Origin of the sequence: Emcibacter sp. (genome assembly GCF_963675455.1) — a bacterium.
GTDB lineage: Bacteria > Pseudomonadota > Alphaproteobacteria > Sphingomonadales > Emcibacteraceae > Emcibacter.
Map to the genome: position 1 here is coordinate 3194922 of NZ_OY776217.1, position 19284 is coordinate 3214205.

At 54.0% G+C, this 19284-nt stretch carries 17 protein-coding genes; 4 read left to right on the forward strand and 13 right to left on the reverse strand.

Annotated features, from left to right (window positions below; all coding sequences use genetic code 11):
- Nucleotides 1–21 precede the first annotated feature (21 nt).
- From ACORNT_RS14895 to ACORNT_RS14915, 5 genes are all read right to left on the reverse strand, one after another.
- The gene (locus ACORNT_RS14895; protein WP_321392532.1) at nt 22–864 is read right to left on the reverse strand and encodes an alpha/beta fold hydrolase; all 843 of its coding nucleotides are present in this window, start codon (nt 862–864) and stop codon (nt 22–24) included.
- An 11-nt stretch (nt 865–875) separates the two neighbouring features.
- Nucleotides 876–2069, reverse strand: coding sequence for an acyl-CoA dehydrogenase family protein (locus tag ACORNT_RS14900; protein WP_321392533.1), 1194 nt, complete (start codon nt 2067–2069; stop codon nt 876–878).
- A gap of 145 nt (nt 2070–2214) precedes the next feature.
- The gene (locus ACORNT_RS14905) at nt 2215–2685 is read right to left on the reverse strand and encodes an Lrp/AsnC family transcriptional regulator (RefSeq protein WP_321392536.1); all 471 of its coding nucleotides are present in this window, start codon (nt 2683–2685) and stop codon (nt 2215–2217) included.
- Nucleotides 2686–2697: 12 nt separating this feature from the next.
- Nucleotides 2698–3150 (reverse strand): Lrp/AsnC family transcriptional regulator, encoded by a 453-nt coding sequence (locus ACORNT_RS14910; protein ID WP_321392539.1) that lies wholly within the window; start codon nt 3148–3150, stop codon nt 2698–2700.
- A complete protein-coding gene (locus ACORNT_RS14915; protein WP_321392542.1) occupies nt 3137–4702 on the reverse strand; it encodes a FadD3 family acyl-CoA ligase in 1566 nt (521 codons plus the stop codon). The genes ACORNT_RS14910 and ACORNT_RS14915 overlap by 14 nt, the downstream gene beginning before the upstream one ends.
- A gap of 198 nt (nt 4703–4900) precedes the next feature.
- Between ACORNT_RS14915 and ACORNT_RS14920 the strand changes: the two genes are divergently transcribed.
- Nucleotides 4901–5218: a 2Fe-2S iron-sulfur cluster-binding protein gene (locus tag ACORNT_RS14920; protein WP_321392545.1), complete on the forward strand. Its 318-nt coding sequence runs from the start codon at nt 4901–4903 to the stop codon at nt 5216–5218.
- Between the two features lie 4 nt (nt 5219–5222).
- Here the strand turns inward: ACORNT_RS14920 and ACORNT_RS14925 are convergent, their stop codons facing one another.
- From ACORNT_RS14925 to ACORNT_RS14945, 5 genes are all read right to left on the reverse strand, one after another.
- Nucleotides 5223–5981, reverse strand: coding sequence for an SDR family NAD(P)-dependent oxidoreductase (locus ACORNT_RS14925; protein ID WP_321392547.1), 759 nt, complete (start codon nt 5979–5981; stop codon nt 5223–5225).
- Nucleotides 5982–6087: 106 nt separating this feature from the next.
- Complete coding sequence (locus ACORNT_RS14930) at nt 6088–8286, reverse strand: TonB-dependent receptor (RefSeq protein WP_321392550.1); 2199 nt, start codon at nt 8284–8286, stop codon at nt 6088–6090.
- 255 nt (nt 8287–8541) lie between these two features.
- Complete coding sequence (locus tag ACORNT_RS14935; RefSeq protein WP_321392553.1) at nt 8542–9327, reverse strand: fumarylacetoacetate hydrolase family protein; 786 nt, start codon at nt 9325–9327, stop codon at nt 8542–8544.
- A 175-nt stretch (nt 9328–9502) separates the two neighbouring features.
- Entirely contained in the window at nt 9503–9979 is a 477-nt protein-coding gene (locus ACORNT_RS14940; protein WP_321392556.1) for an Lrp/AsnC family transcriptional regulator, read from the reverse strand.
- Nucleotides 9976–10473: an Lrp/AsnC family transcriptional regulator gene (locus ACORNT_RS14945; RefSeq protein ID WP_321392559.1), complete on the reverse strand. Its 498-nt coding sequence runs from the start codon at nt 10471–10473 to the stop codon at nt 9976–9978. The genes ACORNT_RS14940 and ACORNT_RS14945 overlap by 4 nt, the downstream gene beginning before the upstream one ends.
- Nucleotides 10474–10747: 274 nt before the next feature.
- Between ACORNT_RS14945 and ACORNT_RS14950 the strand changes: the two genes are divergently transcribed.
- From ACORNT_RS14950 to ACORNT_RS14960, 3 genes are all read left to right on the forward strand, one after another.
- Nucleotides 10748–11536: an SDR family oxidoreductase gene (locus tag ACORNT_RS14950; protein ID WP_321392563.1), complete on the forward strand. Its 789-nt coding sequence runs from the start codon at nt 10748–10750 to the stop codon at nt 11534–11536.
- Nucleotides 11537–11547: 11 nt separating this feature from the next.
- Nucleotides 11548–12048 carry a flavin reductase family protein gene (locus tag ACORNT_RS14955; protein WP_321392566.1) on the forward strand — a complete coding sequence of 167 codons (501 nt, stop codon included), beginning with the start codon at nt 11548–11550 and terminating at the stop codon, nt 12046–12048.
- A 217-nt stretch (nt 12049–12265) separates the two neighbouring features.
- On the forward strand, nt 12266–13342 hold the full coding sequence (locus ACORNT_RS14960; RefSeq protein WP_321392569.1) for a Rieske 2Fe-2S domain-containing protein: 1077 nt from the start codon (nt 12266–12268) through the stop codon (nt 13340–13342).
- A gap of 305 nt (nt 13343–13647) precedes the next feature.
- On the opposite strand, the gene ACORNT_RS14965 is transcribed toward ACORNT_RS14960, so the two are convergent.
- The 3 genes from ACORNT_RS14965 to ACORNT_RS14975 all read right to left on the reverse strand — a co-directional run bounded on the left by ACORNT_RS14965 (nt 13648) and on the right by ACORNT_RS14975 (nt 19206).
- Entirely contained in the window at nt 13648–14532 is an 885-nt protein-coding gene (locus ACORNT_RS14965; protein WP_321392572.1) for a hypothetical protein, read from the reverse strand.
- 43 nt (nt 14533–14575) lie between these two features.
- A complete protein-coding gene (locus ACORNT_RS14970; protein ID WP_321392575.1) occupies nt 14576–16231 on the reverse strand; it encodes a gamma-glutamyltransferase family protein in 1656 nt (551 codons plus the stop codon).
- Between the two features lie 98 nt (nt 16232–16329).
- Nucleotides 16330–19206, reverse strand: a complete 2877-nt coding sequence (locus ACORNT_RS14975) for a TonB-dependent receptor plug domain-containing protein (RefSeq protein WP_321392578.1) — start codon at nt 19204–19206, stop codon at nt 16330–16332.
- Between the last annotated feature and the right edge of the window lie 78 nt (nt 19207–19284).

Consider the following 19284-nt stretch of genomic DNA (forward strand, 5'->3'; position numbering starts at 1 on the left):
TGCTTTTGTCTGCTGACTATATCAGTGGAGATCAAGTTCCTGCAGAAATTCCACGCAGGCCCGATTAAACAGGCCTGCATATTCCACCATCACCCAGTGACCGCATTTGCTGATCATGGTGAAGCGCACCGTGTCGCAGTCTTCCAGATAACGTTGCGCCCCGCTTGCAGGACAGAACTGGTCGTCCATTCCCCAGAACCCGAGAACCGGACATTTCACGTCCGGGATCCGGTCCGCCTGGTTAGGGATCTGCATGGTGGATAAAACTTCCCTGGGCTGGGTTTCAACAATGGCCAGTCGTTCGGCCACCAGGTCATCGGTGACATGTTTCGGGTCATAAACCAAAAGCTGCAGCAGCCTCTTCATGCCGTCGAAATCCAGAGCGCCGGAGGAAAAGTCACTCATCATCTTCTTAATACCGGGCATGGCGAAATAGACCGGCAGCTCCTCGATCCCGCCGGGCGCCATCATGATCATGCCTTTCACCAGCCCCGGAAAATCCAGCGCCAGCCTGAGCGCAATCGCGCCGCCCAGGGAATTACCAACCAGCACACAGGATTCAATACCTAGGTGGTCGATCAATCCCTTCAGCGTATCCGCAAACAGATCAAGGCTGTAAGGCCGGTCGGTCGGTTTACTGCTGTAACCATAGCCAACCAGGTCAGGTACAATCACCCGGCAACCGGCGTCGACCAAAAACGGATAATTCTGCCTGAAATTGCTGTAACCGGACGCGCCGGGCCCACTACCATGAATAAAAACAACGGCCGGACCGGACCCCACATCATGATAATGCAGCTCCAGCCCTCCGCCGACGTCTGCTTTTTTGCCAACCGGCGGCGCCCCCTTCTGCCCCTCTGCCATGCTTATTCTCCCTAGATAAAGAAGTCCCTGTTTTCATGGCCGAGATATAATCCGCCAAGATTATTGAGATAACGGGTCGGTTCATTAGCCACATGGGAGCGGCCGGCATGCAGGTCCAGGAAATACTGCACGATCGGCTTGCCGAAGAAAATCCCCCGGGCTCCGCACAGGGTCTGCAACGGATCAACCACTTCGATACACTTGCTCAGCACCTGGGCGGAATCGAGCCGGAAGCGGACCCGGTCCTCGATGGCGATTTCCTCACCCGCCTTCACCTTGTCCGTCATGTGATTCAGGTTGCGATAAAGAATAAGCTTAAGCTCGTCGATACGACGCATGGCTGCCGCCACGGCCTGTTGGGCGTCAGGGTCATCCACCGTCTTCTGCCCCGTATTGGAGGAAATCCGCGCGGCAGCTATTTCAAGGAAACTGTTCAGCGCCCCCTGGGTTGCCCCGATAGCGGAAGATGCCACGGCGCGGACAAAAACCTGCGCCCAGGGAATACGGTAAACCGGCGCGCTATTGACCTTGTTGCCCGGATTGTCGCAGGCAAAACCGTCCGCCGCCCGATGGGTGCGATATTCCGGCACAAATGCTCCGTCGACGATGATATCATGACTGCCCGTGCCCTGCAGGCCGAACACATCCCAGTTGCGGACGATCCGGTAATCGCTTTTCGGGACCAGGAAGGTCCGCATATCGGGCACACCACCATCTTTTTCCGGCGGAATCATTGCCCCCAGCAGCACCCAGTTACAATGCTCACTGCCGGAAGAAAAGGACCAGTGGCCGGAAAGCTGGAAACCGCCCTCGACCCGCTCCACCTTGCCAACCGGCTGGTAGGAAGAAGACATCAGTGTTGCATTATCTTCTCCCCAGACATCCTGTTGCGCCCGGTCATCAAACAGCGCAAGCTGGAAGGCGTGAACGGCAACGACGCCATAGACCCAGGCGCTGGACATGCAGCCTTCAGCCAACGTCAGCTGGATATCGAAGAATACCTGCGGGTCCATCTCGTAGCCGCCATAACGTTTGGGCTGAAGAACCTTGAAGAAACCAGCATTCTGAAACTCCCCAATAGTCTCGGCAGGGAGCGTCTGGTTTTTATTGGCGGCAGCCGAACGATCCTGCAGGGCAGGAATCATTGCCCGCGCCCTGGCCACCAGTGTTTCCCGAAGTTTTTCTGTATCCGTTACCTGTTCCATAATCACCTTCACGCACAACCTATATTAGACATCTATTTTGCGTATACTGTCACATATGCCGGGATGTGTAAACTTATATTCGTATTTTTTATGCTTATTTTTTACGAAATATATCATTTAATGTCGCGGTAATTTCATGAGAACATTACTCCTCATCCAGAATACGGCCCCAGCGATAGTCATATTTAATAAATTTAAGTCCCAGGGAAGTCTCCACATGCTTGACCCCGGGGATGGTGGCAATAGAATTATTGACTAGGTCAACCAGCTGTTCCGGCTCCTCAATCCGGGTCATGGCCAGGATATTGAAACGTCCCAGCATGCTGGCGACGAATCTGATTTCCGCAAGGGCGGCCAGTTGTTTGCCGATTTCCACAACCCGGGAATGCTCCGTATGAATGCCGATGTAGGCAAGAACAGTCTTTTCGATCTGGGCTATATCCGTCACAGCGGTGATACGAATGATATTGTCTTCCTGCAGCCTCTTGATGCGACCACGCACCGTTCCTTCCGTTACCCCCAGCATAGTCGCCAGCTTGCGGTTGGAAATGGCGGCATCCTTCGACAGGAATTCCACTATCCGCCCGTCAAGGTCATCAAGTTTTTTTGTTTTCATCCCGATCCATCCTTATGACAGCGGTGCTGCATTAAACTGGAATTTCATCACTTCCAGCGCCAGTGCCGGACTAAGATTCCGGATGCCTGCCACCTTTGACAGCTCATCCCCCATGAATTTCTGCAAGGCTTCGAAATCCTCCGCCACCACCAGCATTTCAATATCCTGGGTGCCGGATACGAGGCTGACGGAGAAAACATGGTCAAAGGCCGCCAACTCACGGGCAACTTCTTCCGCAGAACGGTTCTGAACCTCCACACCGACAGCAATCAGCGCATCAAATCCCGCGGCGGAGAAATCTGTCACCGCCACCACCCGCATCATCTTGTTGTCCTCGAGCCGCTTGACCCGATTGCGAACGGTGACCGCCGTGACATCAAGCCGGCGCGCCAGATCCTGGCTGGAAAGACGCCCGTCCTGACGCAACAATTCGATAATCTGCCTGTCCAGGCTATCCAGTTGCATTGGCAAGCCTTTCCCGGAGAGCGAATTTTTGCACCTTTCCCGCAGCATTAAGCGGCAGGACATCCACAAAATATACTGCCCTCGGCACCTTGTAGTTGGCCATTTTCAAACGGCACCAGTTGACAAGCTTCTGCTCTGTCAGCCCTTCTTCATTTTGTACGACAAAGGCCACCGGCACTTCCCCCATCCGCTCGTCTGATCGCCCCACCACCGCCACCTGGGCAATGGCCGGGTGGTCCAGCATGATGTTTTCCACTTCGGCCGGATAACAGTTGAACCCGCCGATGATCAGCATGTCCTTCTTGCGATCGGTGATCTTCAGATAACCATCCTCGTCCAGGACGCCGATATCACCGGTCCTGAGCCAGCAATCTGGTGTCAGGGCATCTGCTGTCGCGATTTCATCCTCGAAATACCCTTTCATGACCGTATAACCACGCACCAGGATTTCTCCGGCCTCGCCCTGCGGCAGATCATACAGGTTGTCATCCACGATCCGCACCTCCATACCCTCGACAGGCCGACCCGAAGTGGTGGCAATCTTTTCATCGCTATCATCAGGATTGCACATGGTGACAACACCGCAGGCTTCGGTCAGGCCATAGGCCGTAATGACAGTTTCAATGCCAAGCCTGTTGCGAATATTTTCAATAAGCTGCACCGGAATAACCGCTGCCCCGGTCACCGCCAGCCGCAAACTGGAAATGTCCGCCTTATCCAGAGCGGGATCGGACAGAAGGGACTGATAGAGGGTCGGCGGCCCAGGCAGGACGGATATATGTTCCCGGGCAATGCGCGACAGGATGGCCGGCACATCAAAGACTGCGTGCGGCAGTATCGTCGCCCCCTGTAAAATACATGGCAGCCAGCCTGCTTTATATCCAAAAGTATGAAAGAATGGATTGACGATCAGATAACGGTCCCCGGCACGTAATCCCACGTGATCGCTCCAGCAGTTGACCATTGAGAGTGTCTGGCCGTGGGAAAGCGGAACCCCCTTGGGCTTACCCGTAGTCCCCGAGGTAAAGATAATGTCGCTGACATCTTCTTCCATCACAGCCCTGCGCCGGGCCTCGACAGACGCCCTGTCAACCTCTGCACCGGCAGCAAAAAAATCCTGCCAGTCCAGAAGACCCGTCACCTCACTCTGACCATCGAGCAAGAGAATATTCCTGAGGTGAGGAAGATCGCAGCCTTCAAGAAGAGCCGGATAATCAATATCAAGAAAACCAGATACTGTAACGAGGAAGGTCGCCCGGCTTTTGTTGAGAATATAGGCCGCTTCTTCCCCCTTCATGCGGGTATTGAGTGGAACAATCGCCCCGCCAGCCGCCATCACCCCGAGGGCCGCCACAATCCAGTCCCTACAGTTAGGCGCCCAGATCGCCACCCGGTCACCGGCATCAAGACCGGCCGCAATAAATGCAGCAGCAGCCCTGTCCATCCGATCCTTGAGTTCGGCATAGGTCCAGACATCTCCCCCCTCCTCCAGAGCAGGGGCCGGGCCGAAGTTATTCGCGGCCCTGACAACAATGGACGGTATGGTCTTCATTTTTTCTCCGGCCTTCTCCAAACATTTTCTATTTGTTTCGTTTTTAGCATGTGCCTTCCGATCAATCTATATAAATTAGTATTTTTTGTATTTATTTTTACGAATTAAATATATATAAAATATATTTATAGGCTTTTTGCGGAACATTGGCGTACAGAACTCAACACAGCCTGATCCGCGACCAAAAAAGGACAGACCATGATCAACATCCATGTCACCCAACTGGACGGCACCCAGATCACCCTTTCTGCCAAAAAAGAAGGTTGCCTTATGGACGCCTTGCGCGACGCCGGAATCGATGGCATTGATGCCATCTGCGGCGGGGCCTGCAGTTGCGCCACCTGCCATGTCCGTCTGTCCGATGACTGGTATAAAAAACTGCCGGTCAATGACGGGAATGAAGAAGAGTTACTCGCGGATTCCGACCACAGAACCGGCACCAGTCGACTTTCCTGTCAGATCCAGCTCTCTGAAGAGCTTGACGGTTTACGTCTGCAGATCGCCGAGCCTGACTAGTCACCTAGATACCATAGCCACCAGCCACCGATATGGTCTGGCCAGTGACATAGGACGCCCGGTTCGAAGCAAGATAAAGCACAGCCTCAGCCACATCCTCCGGCTTGCCGAAATGCTTCAGCGCCAGCCCGCTGATCACTGCCTCCGCCCAGGCCTGGTCGAACACACCCTCTTCCCGCAATCTCAGGAAGATGCCGGTTTCAATCACGCCAAGAAGCACACTGTTGGCCCGAATATTATTTTTCCCCTCTTCCTTGGCGACCCCCTGGATCAGGGATTCAATCGCCGCCTTGGGCGCTACCGACAGGACATCCTTTTCCGGCCATTTCAGCAGACCGGCGGAACTTATATGCACATAGGACCCCCCTGTCCCGCGCATCAACGGCAGGGAATGGTGCAACACATTGAAAAAGCCGTTCAGGTCCTGGTCGATCACATCGCGCCAGAGATCCGTGGTCAGTTCCCCAATCAACAGCTGGGGAATATTATATCCGGCTGCCATCACCACCGTGTGAATGCGACCGAAGTCACCGGTAGCCTTTTTAAAAAAGGCTGCAACCGACTCTTCATTGCGCACATCAAGCTGACCGCAATCCACCCGCACACCAGCCCCGGCAAGTTCAGCCACCAGTTTGTCGGCCTGTTCTTTATTGCTATTGTATGTGAACAATACATCGGTTCCCGCCTCTGCCAGCTTGACGCAGATTTCCCGGCCGGCTCCACCGCTGCCACCAACAACAACAGCCACTCCCTCTGGAAACATTTTCCTTCCTTTCATCCTGATCGAAAAACAAAGCCGGCAACGAAATACTTCGGCCGGCTCAGGTCAGATAGTGGCGGCATGCCCCAAAGGACACACCGCCATCTCTTTAGAAGTTTATCTTCGCACCGAAACCAAATGTCCGGGGATCGCCATAATAGTTGATGGCATAGAAGTTGGATGTGATCGGAATACCGTGGAGACGATATTCGGCATCCGTCAGATTCTTGCCCCAGACGCTGAGCTCAAGACTACGCCTGTCATCCAGCGGGATATCCAGGGCGATGCGGGCATTCAGCAGATCATAGGATTCCCCCTTTGTCAGCAGGGCCGAAGCTTCCTCATGGAAGAAATACTGTTCGTCTGTCCAGCTGTAATCCACCCTGGAACGCAATTCACCGAAACCGAGATCTACAGAATGCTCAAGACCGACAGAGATCTTGTGTTCCGGCGTATAAGGGAACTTGGCCGTATCCTTGTGCTGTACACCACCTACGGAGAAATCCTGATAGTCGCCTTTCATATAACCGTAGTTCAGAAACGCCGTCAGGGATTCCGTAATCAGCAAAATACCTTCAAACTCAATCCCTTTCACAGAAGATTCACCGGCATTCTCAATCTGGGAATAGGCCCCCAGGAAATTGGACAACTGCAGGTCATTCACTTTATTGTAGAAACCGGCAATGTTAGTCTGCACCCGACCATCCATCCAGCGGGCCTTCATACCGATTTCATAGGACGTCATGGTCTCTTCATCATAGGGAACCGAAGCCACAGCCGCAGAAACCGCTTCGCCGTTAAAACCGCCAGCCTTCCAGCCCCGCGCCACCTTGGCATAAAAATTCACATCTTCATTCAGCTTGTAGCTGATTGTCGCCGACGGCGAAAAGTTGTTCCAGGTATCACTGTCTTCAAACTCGAAAGTATCGGCCCCGATAAAGTAACCATCCGGATGCCGGATATAGGCATCCTTGTCTTCTTTGGTATAGCGCATGCCAAGCGTCAGGGTCCAGTGATCGTCAATGGCCCAGTCCACCTGGCCGAAAGCCGCGTAGGAATTACTTTCCACCCCATAATAGTTGCGGACCGGAATGCCGAACCCGAAATCATAGGGGTTGAAGGCATCTGCCTTTTCATTGAAATAGAACAGGCCCAGCACATAGGTCAGGCTATCCATGGAACCAACCAGCTGCAGTTCCTGGGACGTCTGGGAATGGTCCACATCACGTTCGGCATGGAAACCGGTATAGGGCACCCCATCATAGTCGTTATTGTCATGGAACTGCATTTCCCTGTAAGCCGTAATCGACTTCAGAGTCATATTGTCACTGATGTCCCAGGTCAGATGCAGAGCATGCCCCTGTGTCTTTGAGGTATCGTAGAAAGTACCATCCCGAGACCCTTCGTCCTGACGTTCGATCGGGGCCGGTCCGAGAATATCATAAGTTGCGCTCAGGGTCCCCAGTTCGAACTGCCCGAAAGACGGAGAATTGTTCCGCCTCGACCAGTCAAAGGTATAATAGGCGCTAAAGCTCTCGGAAAACTCAGCCAGTGCCGCAACACGAAGAGACTCCGCATCCAGGGAGTTAAAATCATTACTGGCAGGCGGATTTGCACCGGGGAGTGAAGATTCCACATTGTCATAGAAACCATCCCGCTCGCGCTTGTTATAGGCCACATTGACGCTCAGAATATCGCCCAGTTTCGGCAGATCAATGGAGGCACCGAATTCGTAAGAACCATAATTGCCTGCACCACCTTTAACATAACCGCCCAGTTCGCCCGAGGGCTTGCGGGTGATCAGATTGATGGCGCCACCTGTCGTGTTTTTGCCGTACAGTGCCCCCTGCGGGCCGCGCAGAACCTCAATTCGTTCCAGTTCCGCCACGTCAAACAGACCGCCGACGTTCTTGGCCACGAACACACCATCTATATAAATTCCAACGGCCGGCTCCCAGGTCACAGCCGGGTTAACAGTTGTAGCACCGCGAATGGCCACCGTGGCACCGGTATTCCCCCCAGGTGACGGCGTTATCTGGACATTCGGCGTGTAGGCCGTAACATCCGCAATATCCTTGATCGACCGCATTTCCAGAGCTTCGCGATCAAAGGCCGCCAGAGAAATCGGCGTATCCTGCAAATTTTGCTCGCGCTTCTGCGCGGTAACTACAATTTCTTCCAGCACAAAACCGCCTTCAGAATCCCCTGCCGCATCTGCTCCGGCTGCTACACCGGTAAATGCACCTGTTGCGATAATGGTCGAAACCATCAACCGGACTGCCTGTTTCTTATTTCTGATTTTCAACATCTAAATAACCTCCCAAATTACAAATACGGACCTGATTATCTTTTCCCATTCAGGTTAATCCGCCTTACCGTCAACGACTTTATACAATAGGAATCACATTATCAAGTTTTTTCGTAATTTTTAATACGTCAAAATACGCAATCAATAATTTTACTATTATTCCATCAGTTATTTACGCATAACTTTGTTGTTTTTCCTCACTCCTGACTTCAGGAAATCCCGATGTCACATCCCCTCACATGGAGAGCATGCCCCCTATCTGAATTTTACTTTTGCTCCTCCGATACCCGGGATAGACATTTCCATCTCATCCCCGGAGTGCACCGGTTCCAGCGGCACAAGGGATCCGGACAGGATAATTTCACCTGCCAGGAAGGAAATACCGAACTTACCCAGGGTATTGGCCAGCCAGGCAACCGCATTCTGGGGAGCCCCCTGAACAGCAGACCCCAGCCCCTCACTCAGAAATTTGCCATTTTTACTGACCGTAACCTTGCAGGACGCCAGGTCCAGTGCGGACGGATCGGCGCGCCCATCCCCAAGAACAAACACACCACAAGAGGCATTGTCAGACACCGTATCCTGGATCCTTATCTTCCAGTCATCAATGCGGGAATCCACAATCTCGAAACAGGGTGCAACATACTCAGTCGCCGCCAGCACATCCTCCGGCGTGATGTTTGTTCCCTGCAGGTCTTCCTTGAGAACAAAGGCGATTTCGGCCTCCGCCCGGGGCTGAATCAAACCCGCCATATCAATCACATTGCCGGTTACCTGCATGGCATCGGTCAAAAAACCGAAATCAGGCTGGAAGACGCCAAGCATGTCCTGGACGGCCTTGCTGGTCACACCGATTTTCTTGCCGATTTCCCGTTCACCATTCACTGACAGGCGACGGGACAGATAGGTCCGGGAGACAGCATAGGCATCACGGAGATCCATATCGGGCAAACGCGATGTCAACGGCGGCACGGTATGACCGCTCTCCATGGCCTGAAAAAGCTCATGCCCCAACCGGGCACAGGTTTCCTCATCAAGCATGGAGAACCTCCAGGTGCTTTGAACAAAAAGACATGACAACTTCTCCCATCGAACCGGACATTTATGTCACCAACAGGACAAGCTGTAAACTATTTTCGTATTTTTATGATTATTTTTTTACGCTTTTTATTTGTTTTTACTACAAATACCAACTCTTTCAAGAATAGCTGTGGCATTAATCATCGTGTTCGACAATTCTGCCCCATCGGTAATCATATTTAAGCGACTGAACTGCGAGTGTGGTCTCCACATGGCGAACACCATCGACCCGCATGACCTGGTCGTTGACCACATCAAGAAGCTCGTTACCCGAAGACACGACAGCAAAGGCCAGGATGTCGTAGCGGCCCAGCATGGTGGCGGCAAAACGAATAAACTCAAAATCCGCAACTTCTTTCGCCACATCCTTCAGTCGATCAAGATCTGCCCGAATACCCAGATAAGCCATAATGTAGTTGTTTGCCTGCTGGGGTGTGCTTGTCACCGCCGTAATCTTGATAATTTTCTCATTCTGCAGTTGCTTGATCCGGCCGCGCACGGTGCCCTCGGTGACGCCGATATGAGAAGCAATTTCACGGTTACTCATTCTGGCATCCCGTGACAGGTGCTCCAGGATCATCCGGTCCACATCATCTATTTCGCGTTTCTTCATAATTCGGGAGTCCACTCAGATTGATATTTAAGCACATCCATAGCCATGCCGGGAGAGAGTTTGGCAATACCGGGTATAGCCGCCACCTTTTCCTGCAAAAAGACCGAAAGGTCGGAAAAGTTTCGTGCGGCGACCAGGATTTCAATGTCATATTCACCCGTGGTCAGCGTAACCGAGAAAACATCCTCGAGCTGGACCAGTTCATTGGCAATTTCTCGTGCCGGACGACTGTCTACTACAATGCCGATGGCCAGTAGAAGCTCGAAACCGGCAGCGGCAAAATCGGTCACTGCCACCACCCGCAGCATACCGGCATCTTCCATCTTTGTCATACGTGATCGAATGGTTGCCGGCGTTGCACCGCTGCGGCTTGCCATTTCCTGAACAGACATGCGACCGTCTTCCCGCAGGAGCATCACTATCTTCTTGTCCAGTTCGTCAAGGCCGGGCAGCCCGTCCAGCGCTATGCGGGAATGATCTGCATCCACTTCCATACCCCTTTGGTAAAAAATTTACTTTATACCCCGCCTTGCCCGATGCATCGCAGGAAATTCATATAGAACAGTACCATAACGTGACATCAAGCAATTAGCCATTTTTTTTACAGCACACCGGCTACTTCCGTAAAATATCACTTTTATTTTACCACTTTGCGCATTTTTTCATTTTTCTAATTACGCTTATGGACATACAACCTGCTTTATGAAATATATATTGCGTAATATATTTTGATTTATCTCTGGAATCATTAAGTATGAGAGCCTGATAATGTCTGAATTCGCGAAAAAAACCATCATTGTCACGGGGGGCACCCGGGGCATAGGCCACGGTATCGCCTCAGCCTTTCTGCAGGAAGGTGCCCGGGTCTATGTCTGTGGCAGATCGCAACCGGATACGCTGCCGGAATGGAACGGGCGGAGCGCCGGTTTTATCCAGGCTGACGTGCGAAAAGAAGAGCAGATACAGCTGGTCATAGACCGCACCCTTGCCGAAACCGGGCGGCTTGACATCCTGATCAACAATGCGGGCGGCAGTCCTGAAGCGGACGCAGCCACCGCCTCTACGGGCTTTTCCGAAGCCATCATCCGGCTTAATCTGATCGCCCCGCTCATTTTCAGCCAGAAAGCCTGCGAAGCCATGCGCAAGACCGGCGGCTGCGGCTCCATTATCAATATTGCCAGCGTTTCCGGGGTTCGCCCGTCCCCTGGCACCGCCGCCTATGGCGCCGCCAAGGCCGGATTGATCAACCTGACTCAATCCCTTGCCCAGGAATGGGGACCGGACATCAGGGTCAACAGCATTATCGCCGGCCTGATGCAGACCGAGGCCGCCGATGATCATTATGAAGGCAGCAGCGGCCTGCAAAAGATCGCCGCGGTCCTGCCGCTGAAACGTCTGGGCCGTCCGGAAGATATTGCCGCCGCCTGCCTGTTCCTGTCGTCGGATGCCGCCGCCTATATCAGCGGCGCCTCCCTTGAAGTCACCGGCGGCGGTGAACCGCCGGTTCATCGCGTGCTGGCGGAACAGACCCGCAACGGCAAAGACACTTCGCAATAACAGGACTACAGATGTCAGAAATCAATCCGTCAGAATTTCGCCGGGCTCTTGGCCGGTTTGCCACCGGCGTAACCATTATCACTACCCGCGATCAAGCCGGCACACCGGTCGGAATCACTGCCAACAGCTTCAATTCGGTTTCCCTTGATCCGCCGATGGTCCTGTGGTCCCTGGCCCGGACCGCCAATTCTCTGGAGGCCTTTATGACGTGTGATCATTTCGCCGTCCATATACTTGCCGCTCACCAGATAGACCTTTCCAATAAATTTGCCAGTCGCGGGATCGACAAGTTCGCAGGCCAGGCCGTTACCAGCGGTCTTGGCGGCGTACCGCTGCTTGACGATTATGCCACCCGTTTCCAGTGCCGCACCCTGCAGCGGCATGATGGCGGAGACCACATTATATTCGTTGGCGAAGTGCTGGATTTTTCAGAACAGGATGCCCCGCCACTTCTTTTTCATGGCGGCAGTTACGCCTCCCTCGGCCCTTCACCTGCCGCACCACAATCCTGATCCCTTTCCATTGCCGGCCATACATGGCATAATTTGTACAGACACCGATTATATTCGAAAATGGTCGTAAATAAGTTAAATAATTATCAATTTTAGTAATTTTATATTGATAATTTTACTAATTTGATATATTCCTGTCAGGAGATGTTGCCGATACCATAAAATATAAACAAAACCGACATCAGGGGCAGAAACAGGAAAATCGGGAGATTGCATTTTGGCACAGACTAAAGATTATTCACTGGGGGAGTTCACCTTTCCGCGCGGCTGGTTCGTCATCGCCGAAGCCTGTGAACTTGACAATGGCCCTGTCCCTGTGCGGTTTTTTGGCCAGGATTTTGCCCTGTACCGGGGAGAAAGCGGCCGCGTGGTGCTTCTGGATGCCTATTGCTCCCATATGGGAACTCACCTGGCGGCCGGCTCCAGCACTGCCATTGCAAAAATGGGAAAACAGATTGAAGGCGATTCCATCCGCTGTCCCTATCATGCCTGGAAGTTCGGACCGGACGGCGCTTGTGAAGATATTCCCTATTTTGAAGGACGCTGTCCGACGGCGGCCAATATTGGCGCCTACACTGTGCGGGAAGTGATGGGATGCATCATGATGTGGCATGATCCCGAGGGCGGCGCCCCCGACTATGACCCCCCGTTTCTGAGCGAATGGAACGACCCATCCTGGGTGCACTGGAAACTGGACCATCTGGGCGAACTGGATATCCACCCCCAGGAGGTTCTCGACAATATGGCCGATGCCCATCACCTCGGCCCGACCCATGGCTCACCCAGCGAGTATTTTGAAAATGAATGGCGGGATCATATCTATATCCAGCGACAGGGAGGCTTCCATCGTGATTACCAGGCCGATATCATGACCATCACCTGGTACACAGGTCCGGGCCTGCTGCTGTCCAAACAGCAACTCGGCGACCACCTTGTCTATGAGTTTATTGCCAATACACCGGTTGAAGACGGCCGCACCAAAGTCTGGCACGGGGTTCTTGCCCCTGCCGCAAGCGCACCGCCGAGCGAAGCCTGCATTGCCGCCGCCCGCGAGGCCCAGGCCCAGGCACTGTCTGCCTTTGCGCAGGATTTTGATGTCTGGAAACACAAGCGCCCGGCGCTTCAGATCCTGCAGGTCCTGAAGGACGGCCCGTTCGGCAAGGGACGCACCTGGTACAAACAGTTTTACAACCCCCGGACCAAGGCCGGCACATATCAGGAAAAGGTCAACGGCCGATTGAATGCCACCAACCTGCGTGATCCCGATGACGCCTGCCGGGCCTTTGGAATCTGAGACTTCCCGCAGCAGGTACCCATATTCCCAGACTTACGAATTATATGTACCCAGGAAAGCTGATACCTCCTCCGACTTTACCTTAAGTCGGAGGTTTTTTTACAAGTTAGATCAGAAAACAGACCTAGCCGGATATTTCTGACACTCGAGGAATGTCGGAAACTCTAAGGACTGGTGCGGCCTGGAGGCACCACAAACTACACTTAATTCAATAAGATAAAAACAAAATTGCGCAACATCTGCGCATTTCAGGCATATTTTCATACCAACCTGCTCAAAAATACCTGGCAGAGCCTGCTGACCGTCTATCGCGCAAGTATAGGCGCGGCGGCCACGGCCATCTGGCCGTTTTGATGTTCAGCGCCGGGAACGGTCTGCAGCTGCCACCTGAATGGCACCCCCAACCTTTCCGCCATGCTGCGCGCAGCATCAAAGAAATAGTGGCCGCGGGCGAAGCGGTAGGCCCCCTGTTTCATGGCCTCCGGCGTACGGCGCAGGGATTTGTGGTTGGGATCGATGTCCTTGTCACCCAGCAGGATGATCACATTTTTCCCGAATAGCGGTTTCAGGCTGTCCCGGTCGATCCCGCTGTCCTTCAGGCCGTAAGGATAGGGATCTTCTTCAACTGGGGCTGTGTACCAGCCCGCATTGGCGGAAATAGCCATCTCGATTTTGGCATTCGGTTTATAGAGCAGGAAGCGGTGGACATACTGGCTGCCGGCGGAATGGCCATACAGGCGATAGCCCTGCCGGTTCGACTTCAGGTCTTTTTTAACGGTGTCAAACAGCGGGTCAAGGACGGAAAAGCTCCAGAGTTTCTCCGGATTCTTTCCGCCGTCTTCTGCAAACACATTGCCCAGGTTATATCCCCGGGCGCCGGGAAAGTCGACTTTGCTGAATTCGGGCACCAGCAGAATGAAATGATATTTCCGGGCCAGCGTATCCCATTCCCGGTGATAACGATCCGCATCCCGACCGACGCCGTGCATGACAATAACGACCGGCGTGTCGGCGTCATGGTTCTCGGGTAGCGTATACCAGACCGGAAGGGCGGGACCGTGCCAGTCTGTAAAGACGAACCGGTTACTGTCGGGGGACAGGTAAACCCCCGACAGCACCGGAGTTGGCAGAACCGAAAGACAAGCCGTTACGAAGAGTAGGATACAGGGTGTAAAGGCTTTTTTCCTCATCTTTCAATCCTTTCAATTGCTGACAATATTTTGAGTCAGTCTGTTATTGTTCGCCTGGTTGTTTTTGTTTCCAGGCGATCCCCACCAGGCCGTCGCGGCGGGGGTCCGCCGCGCCGGTCCATTGATTGTTCTCCAGCGCCAGGGCATGAACGCCTCCGAAATAAGGGTCATACTGGCTGTCGGATACCCCGTATTTCGGCCGCTTCAGCACGAAACCGCGTTTGGCCATGCCCCGGAGCAATTCCGTGCCAATTTCCGGACCTTCCACATAGGCCTTGTTGTCGGGAATAACATGCACCCGGAAGGCACCGACGGCGGCTTCCACCCCGGCATTCACATCCACCCAGTGACTTGCCACCTGGGCCACGGCAGAAATAATGCGTGCGCTGCCCGGACTGCCGAGCACCAGTTCCGCTTCGCCATTCCGGCTCAGGATGGTGGCGCTCATGGAGGAATAGGGCATTTCGAAAGGTTTCAGCACATAAGGACTGCCGTCATCCTTCAGGCGAAAGCCCTGCATATAGTTATTGTAAAGAAAACCATATTCCGGATGGGCCACTTTAGAGCCAAAATAGCTGTCAATGCTCTGGGTGACCGCGACCGCCATCCCGTTACCATCCACGACAGAGAAATGGGTGGTCTCGCCACCGGTCTGGTCGCGCCAGGCGGCCAGCAACTTGGCCGCCTCCTCCTTGGAAATCTTCCTGTTGATATCATCAGCATAGTCCGTAAAGCTCTGCACCGGGTCGTTCTTGCGACTGCCGTGGGCCAGTTTCATGGCGTCCATCAGGCCAAGACGGCGTTGTTCATCGTCCTGGTCCAGGTTAGCCGGTTCCATTTGTTCCAGAATATTGAGAATCTGGATCATGACCCATCCACCGAAGGGCGGCGGCAGGCTTGCCACATCGTGCCCGCGGTAGCTGCTGATTAGCGGTTCGACAATGCGGGGTTCGGGAAATTTGGCCAGATCTTCCTCGGTGATCCAGCCGCCGTTCTCTTTCATGTCCCGGGCGATGCCTTTGGCGATTTGGCCAGTATAGAAATCTTCGGCGCCGACTTTGGCAATCCGCTCGAGCATTTTGGCCAGCTTTTTCTGGCGAACCACTTCGCCGACCTGATAGGCGGTACCATCCGGCTTGGTGAATATTTCCCGGGCCGTTTCCTGCTTTTTCAGGCCATCCCCGTAAAAGCGGAAAGCTTTCTGACGAAACGGGCCGACGGTGAAGCCGTCCCGGGCCAGATGGACGGCGGGGGCGACCAGTTCTTTCCACTCCACTTCACCGCTGCCGTATTTGTGAAACGCCAGGTCAAGCACCTTGGGCGTGGACGGCACACTGGAAGCGGTACGGCCGTATTGCAGTTGTTCTTTTGTGATATTTTCAGGCAGATGGCGCGGCGACCAGGTCGTGCCGTGAATAACGAAAGGTTTGCCGCCTTTTCCGGGATGAACCAGCATGACGGTCTGGCCGCCGATGCCGGAGCCGGCCGGTTCGCTTACCCCCAGCGCCAGCGAAACGGCGATGGCGGCGTCGATGGCATTGCCACCCTTTTCAAGAATTTCTATTCCGGCCGCCGTGGCTTCCGGGGAGGCTGAAGAGACTGCGCCGGCAAACTGTTTTTGTTCATCTGCCGTGCAGGCGGAAACAAACAGCAGGTTTATGGAAACAATGACGGAAAAGAAAATGGAACGATTACCCATGTGTTGATCCTGTACCCAATATCGATCGTATTATTTTATATGTTTTATCATGAAAAAGGGCGACGGCCGAAACCGTCGCCCCGAATATTCCCGGGAAATCAGAATTCCTTGGAGACTGACAGCCACCAGACCCGGCCGTAAGAGTTGTGCAGCGAGGTAAAGTAACCGTTGCTTTCGTCAGCGAACGGCGGCTGTTTGTCGCCCACGTTGCGGACACCAAGGCCAAGAACCGTACCGTCAATGGCGTTGCCATTGTCTGTAAAGCGGTACTTCATGGCCACATCGAAGGTGGTCCAGCTGTCCACATCCCAGTAGACGCGGTTCAGATCTTCATCGACCGTCCCGCTGTTGCCGCTGTCTGCACTGTCATAGAGGGAAGTATCATAGACACTGCCCACATGTTTGACGGTGACCGTGGTGGTGAAATCGTCATACATCCAGCTGATACTGCCGCTTGCCCGCCATTCCGGGTTGCCGTTGCGTCGCAGGTAATCAGTTTCGACATCACCGGCGGTCTGGACAAACTTGCTCAGACGGCTGAGGTCAGCGCGGAAACGGAAACTACCGGCGCCTGTTTCACCTGTACGATATTCGATGGAGGCATCCCAGCCTTCAACTTCACGTTTGTCGGCATTGATATACTGGCTGATGATGTTGGTAGCGACGCCGACGGCGGTGCGCTGGTCACCCGGGTTGGCCAGGTTCCAGGCGTCAAAGGCGGCCTGGTCTTCGGCTGTCACGGCAGCACGGATCACGTTGGGGTTGGAGCCGGTCAGGGCTTCCAGTTCCAGCTGATAGTCCGCATCCAGGATAACCACCACATTTTCCTGCTCGATTTTCCACCAGTCAAAGGTCACGCGCAGACCGTCAAGCGCGCCAGTCGGCTCGAATACAGCGCCTAAGGTCAGGGTGTCTGTGTGCTCCGGCTCAAGCTGGTCATTGCCGAGACGGGTGGTGATGCGATACAGGGCGCCGGTGTCAATATCCAGACCGGTGACATCAGAGCGCAGCGGGTCCTCGACACCCAGTGAACGACGGATAATATCACCCTGGTTCATCTGCGGCAGGTTCGGAGCCCGGAAGCCCTTGGCGAAGGAACCGCGGAAGCTGAAGCTTTCCACCGGCGCATAGCGGAAGCCGACTTTCGGTTTCAGAGTGTCGCCGGCATCGGAGAAATTCTCGTAGCGGGCAGCAAGCTGGAATTCAAGGGCATGGATTCCCGGCATGGCGTTGGCTTCACCGACAAAGGGCAAAACCATCTCTGCGAAGCTCGAGAAGACATGGCGGCTTGCGGATGAATCCGTGGTGGCGGAAACACCGACCACGTCACTTTCATCATACAGCTCACCATAGCTGTAGGGCATGCTGCCGTCCTGGCGCGGATCGCGGTCATCCAGATAGGATTCCCGGCGCCATTCCACACCAACTGCTGTCCCTACATCGCCACCGGGCAGGCTGAACAGGTCATCCTTGGTCAGCTTGAAATCCCAGGTGGCCAGGGTTGTCTTGGATTTCTGGACGGAGGAAATGCGAATGCTTTCCAGCACAGCTTCAGAGTTAGCGTCAGGTCCGCCGAACACATTAAAGGCATCTGGTGTTGTCAAAGCCAGTGAGGCAGACAAAAGATTTTTTGACTGACGGTTGAATTCTTCATCGTCTGCTGTCGCTTCGGAGTAGACCAGGGCTGTTTCCCAGTCCCAGCCATAGGCGTCGCCGCTCAGGCCGGTCATGACCCGGAACGCATCCTGGTTGACCTCGATAATACGGGCGCCCAGCTCAACCGGACGATAACGGGTCAGCAAAACGTCGCTTCCGGCAAGATCCGGATTGGCGGCCGCAGCCTGCTGAAGATAATAGTTCTCTTCAGGGATAATGATGTAGGCCAGCCCACTGTCCAGCGGGCTGGCGGCGCGCTGGGTTGTGGATTTGGAGTTGTAATATAAAGCGTCCGCAAACAGTTCAATACCGTTATCAAATTCATGTTTCAGATTGATCATGGCATTGAAACGGTCTACTTCCGGCGTAATCCAGACATCTTCGTTGAAGTCATAGCGTTCACTTCCACTGCCGGAGGAGGTGGAACCATCCGGGTTCACATGATAGGTGCCGGTTGACTCCCAGGTTCCCTGATCGTTCAGGCTACCTGTTGTAAAAACAGAATAGGGCGTCGTGGAAGACAGGTTGTTGAGCTGGCTGTCGCCCTGCCATTCCTCGGGAATATTTTCATTCTCGCGGCGGTCCAGGGTGCCGTACAGATCGTCGAGCTCGGTGATCGGCACGCCGGAGCGTTTGTAATAGGTGCCGAAGACGCCGATTTTTGTCTTGTCGTCATTAAGCGACCAGCCGCCGCGGGCCGTCAGGGTCAGTTCGTCATAGCCGGTATTTTCGGCAAAACCGTATTTGCCGGACACCATGATGCCGTCATAGCTTGTAAAGGGGACCATATTGACCACACCGCCGGTGGCATCCGCGCCGTACAGGGCGGAGGCGCCGTCACGCAGCACCTCGACCCGCTGGATGGCGGAAGACGGAATGCTGTTGACGTTATAGAAAGTGGTCGGCACATCGTTGATGTTCTGGAAGGTCGGATGAACCACCATACGACGGCCGTTGATCAGGGTCAGGGTGTTGCCGGAGCCGAGGCTGCGCATGTTCACGCCGGCGACATCGCCGCGGGCGCCGTTGGTGCCGGTATTGGCGTCCTGGAACTCAAAATCACCGATGGCCGGGATATAGGACAGGATGTCCTGCATGTTAGTGGCGCCGACCGCCTCCATCTGTTCGTTACCCATGACGGTAACCGGCAGGGCGGCTTCGGACAGGCCCTTGATGCGGGTGCCGACAACAACGACTTCTTCAAACTCCAGCGCCTCATCGGCGGCAGCTTCCTGTGCCTGGGCGGTGGTGGCAGCCAGCATCATGGAAGTGGACGCCAGCAGTAATGACTTCAGGGGATTATTCAAGATGGTATGCATGTGTTCCTCCCATCCCTTGACCGGGATGTAATATGTGGGTTTTTGTTATGTCCCTCAACGAACTCTACTCACATCGCT

Coding starts and splice junctions, on each gene's coding strand:
- ACORNT_RS14955 (WP_321392566.1), top strand. CDS start 11,548: ATGTCAGAAATCAATCCGTCAGAATTTCGCCGGGCTCTTGGCCGGTTT.
- ACORNT_RS14915 (WP_321392542.1), bottom strand. CDS start 4,702: ATGAAGACCATACCGTCCATTGTTGTCAGGGCCGCGAATAACTTCGGC.
- ACORNT_RS14930 (WP_321392550.1), bottom strand. CDS start 8,286: ATGTTGAAAATCAGAAATAAGAAACAGGCAGTCCGGTTGATGGTTTCG.
- ACORNT_RS14940 (WP_321392556.1), bottom strand. CDS start 9,979: ATGAAGAAACGCGAAATAGATGATGTGGACCGGATGATCCTGGAGCAC.
- ACORNT_RS14965 (WP_321392572.1), bottom strand. CDS start 14,532: ATGAGGAAAAAAGCCTTTACACCCTGTATCCTACTCTTCGTAACGGCT.
- ACORNT_RS14945 (WP_321392559.1), bottom strand. CDS start 10,473: ATGGAAGTGGATGCAGATCATTCCCGCATAGCGCTGGACGGGCTGCCC.
- ACORNT_RS14975 (WP_321392578.1), bottom strand. CDS start 19,206: ATGCATACCATCTTGAATAATCCCCTGAAGTCATTACTGCTGGCGTCC.
- ACORNT_RS14900 (WP_321392533.1), bottom strand. CDS start 2,069: ATGGAACAGGTAACGGATACAGAAAAACTTCGGGAAACACTGGTGGCC.
- ACORNT_RS14905 (WP_321392536.1), bottom strand. CDS start 2,685: ATGAAAACAAAAAAACTTGATGACCTTGACGGGCGGATAGTGGAATTC.
- ACORNT_RS14950 (WP_321392563.1), top strand. CDS start 10,748: ATGTCTGAATTCGCGAAAAAAACCATCATTGTCACGGGGGGCACCCGG.
- ACORNT_RS14925 (WP_321392547.1), bottom strand. CDS start 5,981: ATGTTTCCAGAGGGAGTGGCTGTTGTTGTTGGTGGCAGCGGTGGAGCC.
- ACORNT_RS14935 (WP_321392553.1), bottom strand. CDS start 9,327: ATGCTTGATGAGGAAACCTGTGCCCGGTTGGGGCATGAGCTTTTTCAG.
- ACORNT_RS14895 (WP_321392532.1), bottom strand. CDS start 864: ATGGCAGAGGGGCAGAAGGGGGCGCCGCCGGTTGGCAAAAAAGCAGAC.
- ACORNT_RS14970 (WP_321392575.1), bottom strand. CDS start 16,231: ATGGGTAATCGTTCCATTTTCTTTTCCGTCATTGTTTCCATAAACCTG.
- ACORNT_RS14910 (WP_321392539.1), bottom strand. CDS start 3,150: ATGCAACTGGATAGCCTGGACAGGCAGATTATCGAATTGTTGCGTCAG.
- ACORNT_RS14920 (WP_321392545.1), top strand. CDS start 4,901: ATGATCAACATCCATGTCACCCAACTGGACGGCACCCAGATCACCCTT.